This window comes from Phenylobacterium sp. (assembly GCF_035539035.1).
Lineage (GTDB): Bacteria > Pseudomonadota > Alphaproteobacteria > Caulobacterales > Caulobacteraceae > Phenylobacterium.
Genome location: NZ_DATLJI010000014.1, coordinates 140,269 through 153,560 on the forward strand (window position 1 = coordinate 140,269; position 13,292 = coordinate 153,560).

A 13,292-nucleotide genomic window follows, 5' to 3' on the forward strand; every position below is an offset into this window, starting at 1 on the left:
GGTCAGGTTGAGGAATCGGCTACCGGCGGCAGCTTCCGGCGGCTCTGTCCGTTTGTAGCCGGACGAGCCGCGCAGAGGATCGGATGAACTTTCTCGACGCCGTACGCCAGTTCCTCGCCTCCGACACCCTGAGCCCGCACGGCATCTGCCTGCTCTGGCGGCCCGAACTGATCTGGACCCACGCGGTGTCCGATGTCCTCATCGGCATCGCCTATTTCTCCATCCCGCTGGCGCTGGGCGTCTTCCTGTACCACCGCCGCGACGTCCGTTTCGGCTGGGCGATCTGGATGTTCGTGGCCTTCATCATGCTGTGCGGGGTGACCCACTTCATGATGGTCTGGACCCTGTGGCACGCCGACTACGGGGTGGAGGCGCTGGTGAAGGCCGCGACCGCGGCGGCCTCCGTGATCACCGCCCTGGCCTTGTGGCCGCTTCTGCCGAAGGCGATCGCCCTCCCGTCGTCGGACGCCCTGCAGGCGCGGATCGCCGAACGCGACGAAGCCCTGGCCGAGCTGCGCGCGGCCATGGCCACCATGGTCGAGATGCGCGAGCACGAGCAGCGCCAGAAGCTGCTGCTCGACGAGCTGAACCACCGGGTGAAGAACACCCTGGCCACGGTCCAGTCGATCGCCGTCCAGACCCTGAACCACGCCAACGACCGGGAGGACTTCCGCGACACCTTCGTCTCGCGCCTGATGGCGCTGTCCAGCACCCACAACCTGCTCGTGAAGCGGGAATGGACCAGCGCCTCGCTGCGCGAGCTGACGGACGGGACGCTCGACCACTTCGGGCGGCCGTACCGGTACCAGGGGGACGACCTGGCGCTCGACGCCAATGTCGCCGTCAGCCTGGGCATGGCCCTGCACGAGTTGGCCACCAACGCGCTCAAGCACGGCGCCTGGGCCGGCGCGGGCCGGGTGGACATCGAGGTGGCGGCCGGCGACGGCGAAGCCCTGATCGTCTGGCGGGAGAGCCAGGGCCGGCGGATCAGCCCGCCCCAGTCGCGGGGTTTCGGCTCTCGGCTGCTCGAGCGCGGCGTCGCGCGCGAGCTGGGCGGATCGGTGGTGCTCGACTTCCCCGCCGAGGGTCTGGTCTGCACCATCCGCGCGCCGCTCTCGGAGCGGCTCCGGCCTGCCGCCGACTAGGGGTCAGATCACGGCTTCGATGAAGGCCGGGCCCCGCTGGGCCATGGCGGCGGCGAAGGCCTGGTCGAAGGCCTCGGCGGTCTCGCAGCGGACGGCCGACAGGCCCAGGCCCTTGGCCACCGAGACCCAGTCGATCTTCGGGTCGCCCAGGTCGAGGAGCTTGGCCGCCTGCGGCCCGGCCTGGCCCGCGCCCGTGCGGGTCATCTCGACGTTGAGGATGCGGTAGGTGTGGTTGGCGAAGACCACGACCGTCACGTCGAGGTTCTCGCGGGCCATCGTCCAGAGCGCCTGGACCGTGTACATCGCCGCGCCGTCGCCGTTCAGCGACACCACCTTGCGGTCGGGGCAGGCCACCGCCGCGCCGACGGCCAACGGCAGGCCCGCGCCGATGGCGCCGCCGGTGAGCGCCAGGACGTCGTGCGGCTTGGCGGTCGCCGTGCCCGCGGCCACGCCGGTCCCGGAGGTCACGGCGTCGTCGCAGAGGATGGCGTTCTCGGGCAGGTGGCGGGCGACGGACGCGCCGGCGAAGTAGGCGTTCAGCCCGCCACTCGGCGCGGCGTCCGGGATCGACAGCGGCTGGGTCGGGCCCGCGGACGGGGCGCCGAGCGCCTCGGCCAGGGCGGCGAGGCCGGCGACGGAGTCCTCGGACCGCTCGGCAAGCGTCAGGGTCTCGCAGCCCTCGGGGATCAGCACGCTCGGCCGGTCCGGGTAGGCGAAGAAGGCGACCGGCATGGCCGTGCCGACGAAGACCATCAGGTCGACGCCTTCCAGCTCGCCCAGCGCCATCTCGCCGAAATAGGGCATCTTCTTCGGCAGGAAGACGCCGGCGCCCCGCGGCTGGCGGGGCACGAAGGTGTCCGTATAGACGGTGACGCCGGCGGCCTCGAGGCGGGCGGCCTCCTTCAGCGCCTCGGCCCGGCAGGCCTGGCCGCCCAGCAGCACGACCGGCTTCTTCGCGCCCTTGATGGCGCGGACGGCGGCGTCCACCGCCTGGCCGGACGGCGCGGGGCGGGTCGGCTTCTGGGCGATCACCGGCTCGGAGGTGGTCTCCAGCCAGGCGGAGTCGGCGGGCAGGATCAGGCTCACCGGACCGCCGGGCGGCCCGTAGCTGGCGGCCACCGCCTCGGCGGCGAGGCCCGCGACGCTGTCCGGCGCGTCGGCCGACTTCACCCAGATCGAGTTGGGCTTCACGATCGTCGGTATGTCGGAGTTCAGCGGCGCGTCGTACTGCCGATGGTAGGTGGCGTGGTCGCCGACCACGTTGACCACCGGGGTGAAGGCGCGCCGGGCGTTGTGCAGGTTGGCCAGGCCGTTGCCGTAGCCGGGACCGAGGTGCAGCAGGGTGCAGGCCGGCCGGTCGGCCATGCGGCCGTAGCCGTCGGCGGCCCCGGTGGCCACGCCCTCGAACAGACAGAGCACGGGGCGCATCTGCGGCACCCCGTCGAGGGCGGCGACGAACTGCATCTCGCTGGTGCCGGGGTTGGCGAAGCAGGCGGTGACCTCGTTGGCCACCAGGGTGGAGATCAGGGCGTCGGCGCCGTTCATGCGGAAAACACCATCACGTCAGGAGGAGGGGGATCGGCGAAGAGGCGCTCGATGGCCTCGCTGCGCCGGGCGCGGGCGAGGCTCTGGGCGATGTAGCCCTTGTCGGTGATCTCGCCAGCGTTGGGGTCGGGGGCGTCGGGCAGGACGAGGGCGCGGGCGACCCGGCCGCCGGCGCCCTTGGCGTGGGCGTTGAACCGCGCAAGGCCCTCGCGGACCGCCGCCTCGATCTCGGCGCGGCTGCGGGTCGGGCTGGGGTAGAGCAGCAGGCCCACGGCCTCGCGGCCCTCGCCGCAGACCACCGCGTCGGTGACGGCACCGCCGATCGCGCCCACGGCGCCGATGCGCAGGTCGCCGACGCCCACGAAGGTGCCGCTGGCCAGCTTGAAGTTCTCCGACAGCCGACCGTCGAAGACCATGCCCTCGCGCGGGTCCTCGGGGTCCACCAGCCGCGCGGCGTCGCCCAGGACGTAGAAGCCTTCCTCGTCGAAGATGCTGGAGGCCAGATCCGGACGGCCGAGGTAGCCCTGCGTGACCTGCGGGCCCTTCACCCGGAAGTCGAGCTTGCCGGCTTCCGGCACCAGCCGCACCGAGGTCCCCGGGATCGGCAGGCCGATCATCCCCATGCGGGCGTTGGGCCAGTGGACGTTGCAGGCGGTGGGTCCGGTCTCGGTCGCCCCATAGCCGGAGCCGAAGCTGATCCGCTCGCCGACGGTCCGCACGGCGACCGCCTGGATGCGGTCGGCGGTGGCCTGGCCGAGCGCCGCGCCGCCGTACTGCAGCAGGCGGACATGGGCGAAGAACTTGCGGGCCAGGGCCGCGTCCTTCTCCAGCTCGTCGACCAGCAGCATCCAGCCGGCCGGCACCATGTTCTGGTAGGTGGGCGAGACGTCGTGGAGGTTGCGGATCGTCTCGCCGAAGCGGGCGGCGGTGGGCTGGCCGTGGTCGATGTAGAGCGTGCCGCCGCGGTGCAGGCCCATGTGAAGGATGGCGTTGGCGCCCAGGCTGTGGCTCCAGGGCGCGGAGTGCAGCATCACCGGCGGCTCGGGATCGTCGAAGCAGGCCTCGATCTGGGCGGCGTTGATCGAGACGCTACGGTGCAGGCAGATCACCGCCTTGGGCAGGCCCGTGGAGCCTGAGGTCAGCAGGTACTTGGCGTGGTCGTCGGGCGCAGCCGTGAAAGCGGCGGGGGCGGCGGCGAACAGGCGCTCCAGAGGCACGTCTGTTGGCCGGGCGTTTCGGCCGGCGATCACCGGCAGGCCGGCCAGGCAGTCGGCGCCGAGCCCGTGGCCAAACAGGGCGGCGTCCTCGGTGTAAACGGCCGCGGGCTTCAGGACTTCCACCGCGTGCGTGAGGCGGGCGAGGTTCGCGCCCTTCAGGCCGTACTGCGGCGAAACCGGCGCCACGGGCATGCCCTGGCTCATGGCCGCGTACTTGATCAGGGCGTGGTCGATGGCGTTGGCCGAGAGGATCAGCAGCGGCCGGGGTCCGACCACGCCCAGTTCGCGCAGGCCGCCGGCCAGGACGGACACCCGCTCGCGCGCCTCGGCGAAGGTGATCGTGCGCCAGCCGTCGCCGGAGCGCTCGGCCAGCCACACCCGGTCCGGCGCGGCCTGCGCCCAGTGGTCCAGCGAGGCGGTGGTGGTCAGGAAGCGGGTGGAGACGGGCGTCGGATTGGTCAGCACCATCTCGCCGCCGGCGCGCCGGTCCACCTCCAGCCGGCGCGGGGCGTAGCGCGGGTCGCGGAAGGGCGCGTTGGCGATGCGGAGCTCGGCGTCCATGGACCGCCCTTATTCCAAGCGCCGCGGGGGAAGGAAAGGCGAAAGGGCGCGGTTCAGCCGAGCGCGCGGAGCCGGCGCTCCAGGAACAGCCGCTCGGCCGGGGCGGGTTTCAGCGCCAGGGCCGCCTTCAGCGCCTCGCGGGCGCGGAGGCTGTCGCCCGCCTTGGCGAAGAGGCCGGCGCGGGCCGCGTGCCAGGGGAGCCAGGCCTCTAGCCGCTCGGGATCGATCTCGGCCAGGGCCGCGAGACCGGCCTCGCCGCCGAACGCTTCGCCCAGGGCCACGGCGCGGTTCACCCGCGTGACCGGCGTCGGGCGCACGGTCAGGAGGACGTCGTAGAGCGCCGCGATGTCGGCCCAGGGCGTGGCCCTGGTCTCCATGCGGGAGAGGTGGGCGCCGTGGATGGCGGCGAGGATCTGGCGCGGGCCGCTGCGGCCGAGGTCCGCCGCGCGGGCCATCAGGGCCGCGCCCTCGGCGATGAGGTCACGGCGCCAGAGGCGCACGTCCTGCGCCTCCGGCGGGACCATGGCGCCGGCGTCGTCGAGGCGCGCGGGGCGGCGCGCCTCGGTGAAGCGGACGAGGGCGGCGAGGCCCAGGACCTCGGGGTCGTCCGGGACCAGCTCGGCCAGCAGGCCGGACAGCCGCAGGACCTCGGCGGCGAAGCCGGCGGTCTCGCCGGCCAGGGCGGCGTCCTCGTAGGCCTGGGCGTAGGCGATCTCCAGCGTCGCCAGCACCGCCTCCAGCCGCTCGGGCCAGGCGGCGGGGCCGGGAACCTCGAAGGGCACGCCGGCGGCGGCGATCTTGCGCTTGGCCCGGGTGATCCGCTGCAGCATGGCCGGCTCGGCGACCAGGAAGGCGCGGGCGAGGCGCTCGGTCGAGAGTCCGCAGACCACCTTCAGTGTCAGCGCCGCCCGCGCGTCGGCTCCGATCGCCGGATGGCAGCAGACGAAGATCAGGCGCAGGCGCTCGTCGGGGATCGGCTGGTCGGCCATCAGGACCTCCTCCGGCGTGGGCGGCGGGGCCGGCGCGTCGTGGACCGCCCGCTCGCGCACGGCGGCCCGGCGCTTCGCGTCGATGCCTCGCCGGAGCGAGGCCCGCCACAGCCAGGCGGCGGGATCGCGCGGCGCCTGCTGCGGCCAGGCGATGAGCGCCGCGGCGCAGGCCTCGGCGAAGGCGTCCTCGGCGAGGTCCAGGTCGCGCAGGCGGGCGGCGAGCGCAGCCACCACCCGCGGTCGGGCCTCCGCGATCGCTTTCGCCGCCGCCTGCATGGCTCAGTAGGTGACCAGCGGGCGCACCTCGACCTTGCCGCCGTCCGCCACCGGCACGCGCCGGGCGATCGCGAGGGCGGCGTCCAGGTCCGGCACGTCGATCAGGTAGTAGCCGCCCAGGTGCTCGCGGGTCTCGGCGAAGGGACCGTCGTGCACCGTCTGGGCGCCGCCGGTCGTGGCCACGGTGGTCGCGGTCGCGGTCTCCTGCAGGCCGGAGCCGTCCTTGAACTGGCCCTTCTGGCGCAGCTCTTCCGCCAGCGCATAGTGCCTGGCGACGATCTCCTGCAGGAGGCCCTGCCCGGCCTCGCCCTCGTAGGCGGATTCCGGTTCGTAGATGAGCAGCATGTATTGCATCGGGTGTCCCCTCCGGGGTTGAAGTCTGCGCGACGCGGATGCGTGCGTCACCGGGGAGACGCGGCGGCCAAGCCGGATTCGACAGGAGCCTTCTGCAATGCGTGCGATTTTCGTGGCGGCGGCGCTCGCCGTCCTGGCTCCGGCGGCGGTCCAGGCCCAGACCCCGTCGCAGAGGACCCGCACGTCCGGGCGCTGGCGGCGGGCTACAAGGCGGCCTTCCTGTGCAGCGGCGTGTTCAACGCCGGCATGAGCGAGGCCCAGATCGCGGCCGACGACCTGGAGGGCATCTATCCGGAGTACCAGGCCCTGGTCCGCACCCTGCCGGCGCAGGTCGACCGCGAGCGGAAGACGGTGAGCGTGGCCTTCGATGCGAAGCTGCCGCCCAGGATCGCGGCCTGGCGACCGAACCTCGGCTGCGCGCAGCTGGCGATCGGCGCGCCGTCCGAGGCCGCAGCGAACCTGCCGCGCTTCGACGCCAAGGCCCCAGACGCCGACGGCCGGCGCTGGCCGGACGGCGACGTCCATCCGAAGGTGCGCACCCCGGCGAAGCTGGCGGCCGTGGCGCAGGACGCCTTCGACAGCGCGACCTACGGCCCGGGTTCGCAGACGACGGCGGTGGTGGTGCTGAAGGACGGCAGGATCGTCGCCGAGCGTTACCGGGACGACTTCACGCTGCACACGCCGCAGCGGACCTGGTCGGCGGCCAAGAGCCTGACGGCGACGGTTGTCGGCCGGGCCGTGCAGCTTGGCCTGGTCAAGGCCGACGCGCCGGCGAACATCCCCGAGTGGAGGGCCGGAGACCCGCGGACGCAGATCACGCTCGCCCAGCTGATGAACATGGGCTCAGGCCTGTGGACCGACGGGCCGGGCAACCGGACGGACGAGGTCTATGTCGGCGGCGGCCTGGTCGCCGAGTGGGCGACGCGGATGCCGCTGGAGGCCGCGCCCGGCAGCCGGTTCCGCTATGCCAACAACGACACCCTGCTGGCGGCGCGCAGCGTGCGCGCGGCGCTCGGCGACGGCGAGCGGGCGCTGGCCTTCCCCTTCCAGGAGCTGCTCTGGAAGATCGGCATGACCCACACCACGCCGGAGACTGACTGGCAGGGCGCCTTCATCCTGTCCAGCCAGGTGTGGACGACGGCGCGCGACCTCGCGCGGCTCGGCCTGCTCTACCAGAACGACGGGGTGTGGAACGGCGAGCGTCTGCTGCCGGAGGGCTGGTCGAAGTTCGTGGCGACCCCCGCGCCCGCCCAGCCGCCCAGCGGCCCGGGCTATGGCGCGTTCTTCTGGCTCTACGGCCCAGCCCAGGGCCTGCCGGAGGGGACCTATGGAATGAACGGCAACCGCGGCCAGTACGTGCTGATCGTGCCGTCGAAGAAGGTGGTGGTCGTCCGCCGCGGCTTCGACCCGGCCGGCAAGCGGTTCGACGAGGCCAGGTTCGCCAAGGACGTGCTGGCGGCGCTGGACTAGCCCGCCAGGGTCTCCTGGAACCGCACCGGCTGGCCGAGGCTCGGGGCGACGATCTCGTCGTCGCGCATGACCACGGTCCCGCGGATGATGGTGGCGATCGGCCAGCCCTTGGCCTCCATGCCCACGAACGGCGTCCAGCCGACGCGGCTGGCCATGTCCTCGTGCCGGAAGGTGCGGCGGGCCTTGAGGTCGACGATGGTCAGGTCGGCGTCGTAGCCCACCGCCAGGCGGCCCTTGTCCGCCAGGCCGAAGATGCGGTTGGCGCCATGGCTGGTCAGGTCGACGAGGCGCTCCAGGCTCAGCCGGCCCTCGGCCACGTGGGTCAGCATCACCGGCAGCAGGGTCTGCACGCCCGGCATGCCCGAGGGCGAGGCCGGGTAGGGCCGGGCCTTCTCCTCGGCGGTATGGGGGGCGTGGTCGGAGCCGATCACATCGGCGACGCCGTTGGCGATGCCGACCCAGAGGCCCTCGCGGTGCTCGGCCCCCCGGATCGGCGGGTTCATCTGGGCGTAGCCCTTCAGCCGCTCGTAGGCTTCCGGGCCGGCGAGGGTGAGGTGCTGCGGGGTGACCTCCACCGAGGCCACGTCCTTGTGGGCGGCGAGGTAGGCGATCTCCTCGCGGGTGGTGACGTGCAGGATGTGGATGCGCTTGCCGAGCGACTTGGCGATGCGGATCAGGCGCTCGGTGGACTGGATCGCCGACTGGGCGTCGCGCACCTCGTAGTGGCTGGTCCAGTCCCCTTCGCGAGCCAGCGGCCGGCGGTCGGCCAGGCGGTACTCGTCCTCGGAGTGGAAGGCGGCTCGACGGCTGATGCTGCGCAGCACGGCCTCCACGCCGGCGTCGTCCTTGACCAGCAGGGTGCCGGTGGAGGCGCCCATGAACACCTTCACCCCGCAGCAACCCGGCAGGCGCTCCATCTCGCCGAGCCAGGGCGTGTTCTCGTGGGTGCCGCCGACGTAGAAGGCGTGGTCGCAGTGCATCCGGTCGCGCGCCCGGGCGAGCTTGTCGGCGAGCTGGTCGGGGTCGGTGGTGGTGGGCTCGGTGTTGGGCATCTCGAACACGGCGACCACGCCGCCCAGCACGGCGGCGCGCGAGCCGGTCTCGAGGTCCTCCTTCCACTCGAGCCCGGGCTCGCGGAAGTGGACCTGGGTGTCGATGACGCCGGGCATGACCGTAAGCCCCGTGGCGTCGAAAACCTCGCCCGCCGAGGCGTGGGAGAGGTCGCCGATGGCGGCGATCTTGCCGCCGCGCACGCCGACGTCGGCGAAGCCGCGGCCGGCGTGGTTCACCACCTCGCCGCCGCGAACGATCAGGTCATAGGTTTCAGCCATGGCGGGTCTCGCGGCGGGCGGGTTCGGTGGAGGCCAGCAGCTCCTCCGCCGCCTTTGCCACGGCGTCGACGCTCAGGTCCATCATGTGGCAGACCTGCTGGGAAAGCTGCGGGTCGGCGTTCTTCACCTGCTCGAAGCTGCGCGGGCCCCGGACCACCCGCGTGTTCGGGCCCCAGGGGGCGTAGAGCCGCTCGTCGGAGGGGCCGAACAGGGCGAGCGTCGGCGTCCCGGCGGCGGCGGCCAGGTGGGTCGTCCCGGAGTCGTTGCCGATATAGAGCCGGGCGCGCTTCAGGGCGGCGTAGGAGGTGAGCAAGTCGGCCTTGCCGGTGAGGTCGATGAGCTGCTTGCGCATGACGACGTCGCGCAGCTGGTGGGCGACCTTGGCGTCTTCCGGCCCGCCCAGGACCAGCAGCCGGCCGCCGCGCATGGGACCGGTGGGGCCGAGCAGGCGCATGGCCACCTGCGAGAAGCGCTCCACCGGCCACGTCTTGCCGATCCAGTTGGCGGCCGGGGCCACGGCGAGGATCGGGCCGTAGCCGGCCAGCAGCTCGGCGGCGCGGGCGTCGGTCTCCTCGGAGACGTAGAGGAAGGGCGCGGCGGGCTCGTCCTCGATGCGCAGGGTGCGGGCCGCCTCCACCACCTTGTGGACCGGTTCGCCCTGGATCTTGCGGAAGACCGCGCGGCGGCGCGTGGAGAGGAACCGCGAGAGGCCGGAGCCGCGAAGGTCCACCACCAGGCCCCACTTGCGGCGGCGCACCTTGCGCCAGAGGTCGAACCAGTGGCGGCCGTTCTTGGCCTTCTCGAAGACGATCACCTGGTCGAGGTTCGGGACCTCGGCGAACAGGGGAGCCGCCGCCGGGCCGGCTACGATGGTGAAGCGTGCGTTGGGGATCTCGTCGGCGAGCCGCCTGACGAGGCCGGACGAGAGCACCGCGTCGCCGATCCGGGTCGCGGTGATGAACAGAATCGGGAAGGACCCGCGCGTCATCGGACATCTATAGGACCCTGGCCGCTGGCGCTCCACCGCCCGCGGTCCCAAATTGCCGTCATGACCTGCTTTGCGCCCCTGAACTCCCGCGCCCTGATCGCCGTGGCCGGCCCCGACTGGCGGAGCTTCCTGCAGGGGCTGATCACCCAGGACGTGGAGAGCCTCCAGCCGGGCGAGGCGCGGTTCGGGGCCCTGCTCACGCCACAGGGCCGGCTGCTGTGGGACCTGTTCGTGGTCGGGCGGGAGGACGGCTGCTGGCTGGACGTCGAGGCCGAGCACCGCGACGCCATCCTGCAGCGTCTGACCATGTACCGGCTGCGGGCGAAGGTGGAGCTGGCGACCGACGACACGCCGGTGTCGGTCCTGTTCGCGACGGATGCGGACCCGGTGGCAGAGCCCGGGGCCGGATGGGTCAAGGACCCGCGCCATCCAGGACTGGGATGGCGGGGCTACGGCGCCGAGGCGCCGGCCGGCGCCACGCCGGTCAAGGAGGCCGAGCGCGAGGCGCAGAAGCTGGCGCTCGGCGTGCCCGCCCCGCGCGACTGGGGCTCGGACCGGCTCTATCCGATCGAGGCCAACTTCGACCTGATGCACGGCATCGACTTCAAGAAGGGCTGCTTCGTCGGGCAGGAGACCACCTCGCGCATGAAGCGGCGCGGCCAGATCAAGTCCCGCATCCTGCCGATCGTGTTCGAGGGCCCCGCGCCGGCCCCTGGGACCGAGGTGCTGGCCGGCGACCGGCGGGCCGGCGAGGTGCTGTCGGGCGCCGAGGGCCGCGCCTTCGCCCTGCTGCGGCTCGACCGGGCGCTGGGCGCGGGGCTGACCGTCGATGGCCGCCCCGCCCGGGCCGAGGTCCCTGGCTGGATGGCCGACGCCGTGGGCGAAGCGGCGACCGAGCCGGGCTGAGCACTCCGCTGGGGATAAGCCGGCCGGAAACCGCCGATGCGGCGCGAACGCCCCTTGAGGTTCGGGGCGCGCTCGGCTGAGAGTGCCGGCGATGACGGCACCCCTTCAGAGATGCGGCTGGCGCGGCATGGCCGGCGACCCGCTCTACGAGGCCTACCACGACACCGAGTGGGGCGTGCCGGAGTACGATTCCCGCGCGCTCTGGGAGAAGCTGGTGCTGGACGGCTTCCAGGCCGGGCTCGCCTGGATCACCATCCTGCGCAAGCGCGACGCCTTCCGCGCGGCCTTCGACGGCTTCGATCCGGAGAAGGTGGCCCGTTACGGCGACGTGGACCGCGCCCGGCTGATGGCCGACGCCGGCATCGTGCGCTCCAACGCCAAGATCGACGCGGCCATCGCCAGCGCGCGCACCTACCTGGACATGCGCGAGAAGGGCGAGGACTTCGCCGCCTTCTGCTGGGGCTTCACGGACGGCAAGGTGGTGCAGAACGCCTGGTCGGACGTCGGCCAGGTGCCGGCCCAGACGCCGCTCGCCGTCGAGGTGTCCAAGGCGCTGAAGGCGCGGGGCTACAAGTTCGTGGGTCCGGTGATCGTGTATGCCTGGATGCAGGCCGTGGGCATCGTCAACGACCACCTCACCTGCTGCTTCCGGCACGACGAAGTGAAGGGCTGCGCGCATGGCTAAGGGGCCGAGCTTCCTCCTGGAGAAGGCGTTCGTGGACGCCATCGTCTGCGGCGTCGACGAGGCGGGGCGGGGGCCCTGGGCCGGGCCGGTGTGCGCCGGGGCGGTGATCCTCGATCCCAATCCGCGCAAGCACCCGAAGGGCCTGGACGACTCCAAGAAGCTCAACGCCAGGACGCGCGAGAGCCTGGAGGTCGAGATCAAGGCCCGGGCGGTGGCCTGGGGCGTCGGCTTCGCGAGCGTCGAGGAGATCGCGAGCCTCAACATCCTGCACGCCACGGGCCTGGCCATGTGCCGGGCGATCGAGGCCATGGCGGTGCAGCCGACGCATGCGCTGGTGGACGGCAATTACCGCTTCAAGCTGCCCTGCGAGGTGAAGACGGTGGTGGGCGGCGACGCCAAGTCGAAGTCCATCGCCGCGGCCTCCATCCTGGCCAAGGTCGCCCGCGACCGGCTGATGGCGGAGATGGACACGGTCTACCCGGGCTATGGCTTCGCCAGCCACAAGGGCTACCGCGCGCCGATCCACGCCCAGGCGCTGCTGGAGCTCGGCCCCTCGCCGATCCACCGCATGGCCTGGGGCCCGGTGAAGCTGGCCCTGATGGGCAAGGACCCGCTGCAGGCCTTCGGCGACGCCCTGCAGGACGAGCTCCCGTTCGGCGCGGCGGAATAGGTCCAACCGTGGTTCTGACAAAATTAACCATAATCCTGCAAGGAGTCCGCTCCGTCTAAGGGCTCTTCAATGCAGAATACGTCTCACGCTGTGATGGCTCAGCGGGTGGAGCCGAAAGATAGCCCGGACGATTTTCCGACCCCCCCATGGGCGACGCGCGCGCTCATTGAGCACGTACTAAAGGGCCATGGTCGGGAGGAGTTCAAACGACAATCTTGCCTGGAGCCAGCGTGTGGTGTCGGCCACATGGCGAAGGTTCTGAAGGAATACTTCGGCGAAGTCCGATCCTCAGATGCCTACGTTTATGGGTACGGCTCGGTAAGGGACTTCCTTAACTATCCATTCGAAGCAGATGCAGTCGACTGGGTGATTACGAACCCTCCGTTTAGGTTGGCTGAAGAGTTCGTTCTCCGCGGAATGACGGTGGCCCGCAAAGGCGTCGCAATCCTAGCTCGCACCGTGTTTCTCGAAAGTGCCGGTAGGTACAATGCGATTTTCAGTAAGAGTCCACCTAGCAAGTTCGCCCAATTCGTCGAGCGTGTGCCAATGGTAAAAGGACGTCTTGATGAGCGCGCGAGCACCGCAACCGGCTACGCATGGCTAGTTTGGGAGAAGGGCGCGACTGGTTACCCCGAATTGATGTGGGTCCCACCGTGTAGGCGGAATCTCGAGCGGGAGGGGGATTATAGCCGCCCTTCCGCTTGAGTAAGGACATCGCATCCGAAGGAGACTGCCGTTGCTCAGCGGCTAGCGTCCGTTGAGGACCTCGGAGACCCGTCCGGGGTTCACCCCCACGGCCGCAGCAATCTCTGACGAGTGCATATCCGTCGTGTCCGCCAAGTGGATAATCCTCTCGCGGATGCCTGGCGTCACTCGACGCGAATGAGCAGGCATCTTCCGAGCGGGGCGAGCGCGGAAGAGGAGATTGTTCACAATCCGCCTTACTTCGTCACCGGCGGGATATCCATCAGCATCCATCTGATCTGCCAGGGCGAGGAGTTCTCTCCTCGCGGTACCGATATCGCTCAAGCTGCATTCTCCAAGCTAAAGCATGGAGATGGGATCGAACGTCGGTACGTCAACCCCGTTAACGTCCCGGTAAGGATATTTTTTCAGGCGCCGTTAACGCTAAGCGGAGAGGATTCGGAATGACTC

At 71.2% G+C, this 13,292-nt stretch carries 12 protein-coding genes; 6 read left to right on the forward strand and 6 right to left on the reverse strand.

The annotated features are described in order from the left end of the window. The first annotated feature begins 83 nt into the window (after positions 1–83). Positions 84–1,145: a sensor histidine kinase gene (locus VM685_RS10260; RefSeq protein WP_325460052.1), complete on the forward strand. Its 1,062-nt coding sequence runs from the start codon at positions 84–86 to the stop codon at positions 1,143–1,145. Between the two features lie 3 nt (positions 1,146–1,148). On the opposite strand, the gene VM685_RS10265 is transcribed toward VM685_RS10260, so the two are convergent. Genes VM685_RS10265 through VM685_RS10280 form a run of 4 tightly spaced genes read right to left on the reverse strand, consistent with a single transcriptional unit; the run spans position 1,149 to position 6,087 of the window. Beyond that, positions 1,149–2,690 carry an acetolactate synthase large subunit gene (locus VM685_RS10265; protein ID WP_325460053.1) on the reverse strand — a complete coding sequence of 514 codons (1,542 nt, stop codon included), beginning with the start codon at positions 2,688–2,690 and terminating at the stop codon, positions 1,149–1,151. Then, positions 2,687–4,468, reverse strand: coding sequence for a feruloyl-CoA synthase (locus tag VM685_RS10270; RefSeq protein ID WP_325460054.1), 1,782 nt, complete (start codon positions 4,466–4,468; stop codon positions 2,687–2,689). The genes VM685_RS10265 and VM685_RS10270 overlap by 4 nt, the downstream gene beginning before the upstream one ends. A 53-nt stretch (positions 4,469–4,521) precedes the next feature. Beyond that, on the reverse strand, positions 4,522–5,688 hold the full coding sequence (locus tag VM685_RS10275) for an RNA polymerase sigma factor (RefSeq protein WP_325460055.1): 1,167 nt from the start codon (positions 5,686–5,688) through the stop codon (positions 4,522–4,524). 48 nt (positions 5,689–5,736) lie between these two features. Next, positions 5,737–6,087, reverse strand: coding sequence for a YciI family protein (locus VM685_RS10280; RefSeq protein ID WP_325460056.1), 351 nt, complete (start codon positions 6,085–6,087; stop codon positions 5,737–5,739). A 246-nt stretch (positions 6,088–6,333) separates the two neighbouring features. On the opposite strand from VM685_RS10280, the gene VM685_RS10285 reads away from it, so the two are divergent. Beyond that, positions 6,334–7,557: a serine hydrolase gene (locus VM685_RS10285; RefSeq protein WP_325460057.1), complete on the forward strand. Its 1,224-nt coding sequence runs from the start codon at positions 6,334–6,336 to the stop codon at positions 7,555–7,557. Here VM685_RS10285 and VM685_RS10290 read toward each other — a convergent pair. Together VM685_RS10290 and VM685_RS10295 are read right to left on the reverse strand one after the other, a co-directional pair. Then, the gene (locus tag VM685_RS10290; RefSeq protein WP_325460058.1) at positions 7,554–8,888 is read right to left on the reverse strand and encodes a dihydroorotase; all 1,335 of its coding nucleotides are present in this window, start codon (positions 8,886–8,888) and stop codon (positions 7,554–7,556) included. The genes VM685_RS10285 and VM685_RS10290 overlap by 4 nt on opposite strands. Continuing rightward, positions 8,881–9,876 (reverse strand): glycosyltransferase family 9 protein, encoded by a 996-nt coding sequence (locus tag VM685_RS10295; protein ID WP_325460059.1) that lies wholly within the window; start codon positions 9,874–9,876, stop codon positions 8,881–8,883. Before VM685_RS10295 ends, VM685_RS10290 begins: the two co-directional genes overlap by 8 nt. Before the next feature lie 60 nt (positions 9,877–9,936). On the opposite strand from VM685_RS10295, the gene VM685_RS10300 reads away from it, so the two are divergent. The 4 genes from VM685_RS10300 (at position 9,937) to VM685_RS10315 (ending at position 13,289) form a co-directional block, all read left to right on the forward strand. After that, positions 9,937–10,782 (forward strand): folate-binding protein YgfZ, encoded by an 846-nt coding sequence (locus tag VM685_RS10300; RefSeq protein WP_325460060.1) that lies wholly within the window; start codon positions 9,937–9,939, stop codon positions 10,780–10,782. Positions 10,783–10,873: 91 nt separating this feature from the next. Next, on the forward strand, positions 10,874–11,467 hold the full coding sequence (locus tag VM685_RS10305) for a DNA-3-methyladenine glycosylase I (protein WP_325460061.1): 594 nt from the start codon (positions 10,874–10,876) through the stop codon (positions 11,465–11,467). Continuing rightward, on the forward strand, positions 11,460–12,137 hold the full coding sequence (locus VM685_RS10310; protein ID WP_325460062.1) for a ribonuclease HII: 678 nt from the start codon (positions 11,460–11,462) through the stop codon (positions 12,135–12,137). Before VM685_RS10305 ends, VM685_RS10310 begins: the two co-directional genes overlap by 8 nt. Positions 12,138–13,019: 882 nt before the next feature. Further along, positions 13,020–13,289 (forward strand): hypothetical protein, encoded by a 270-nt coding sequence (locus VM685_RS10315; protein WP_325460063.1) that lies wholly within the window; start codon positions 13,020–13,022, stop codon positions 13,287–13,289. The last annotated feature ends 3 nt before the right edge of the window (positions 13,290–13,292 follow it).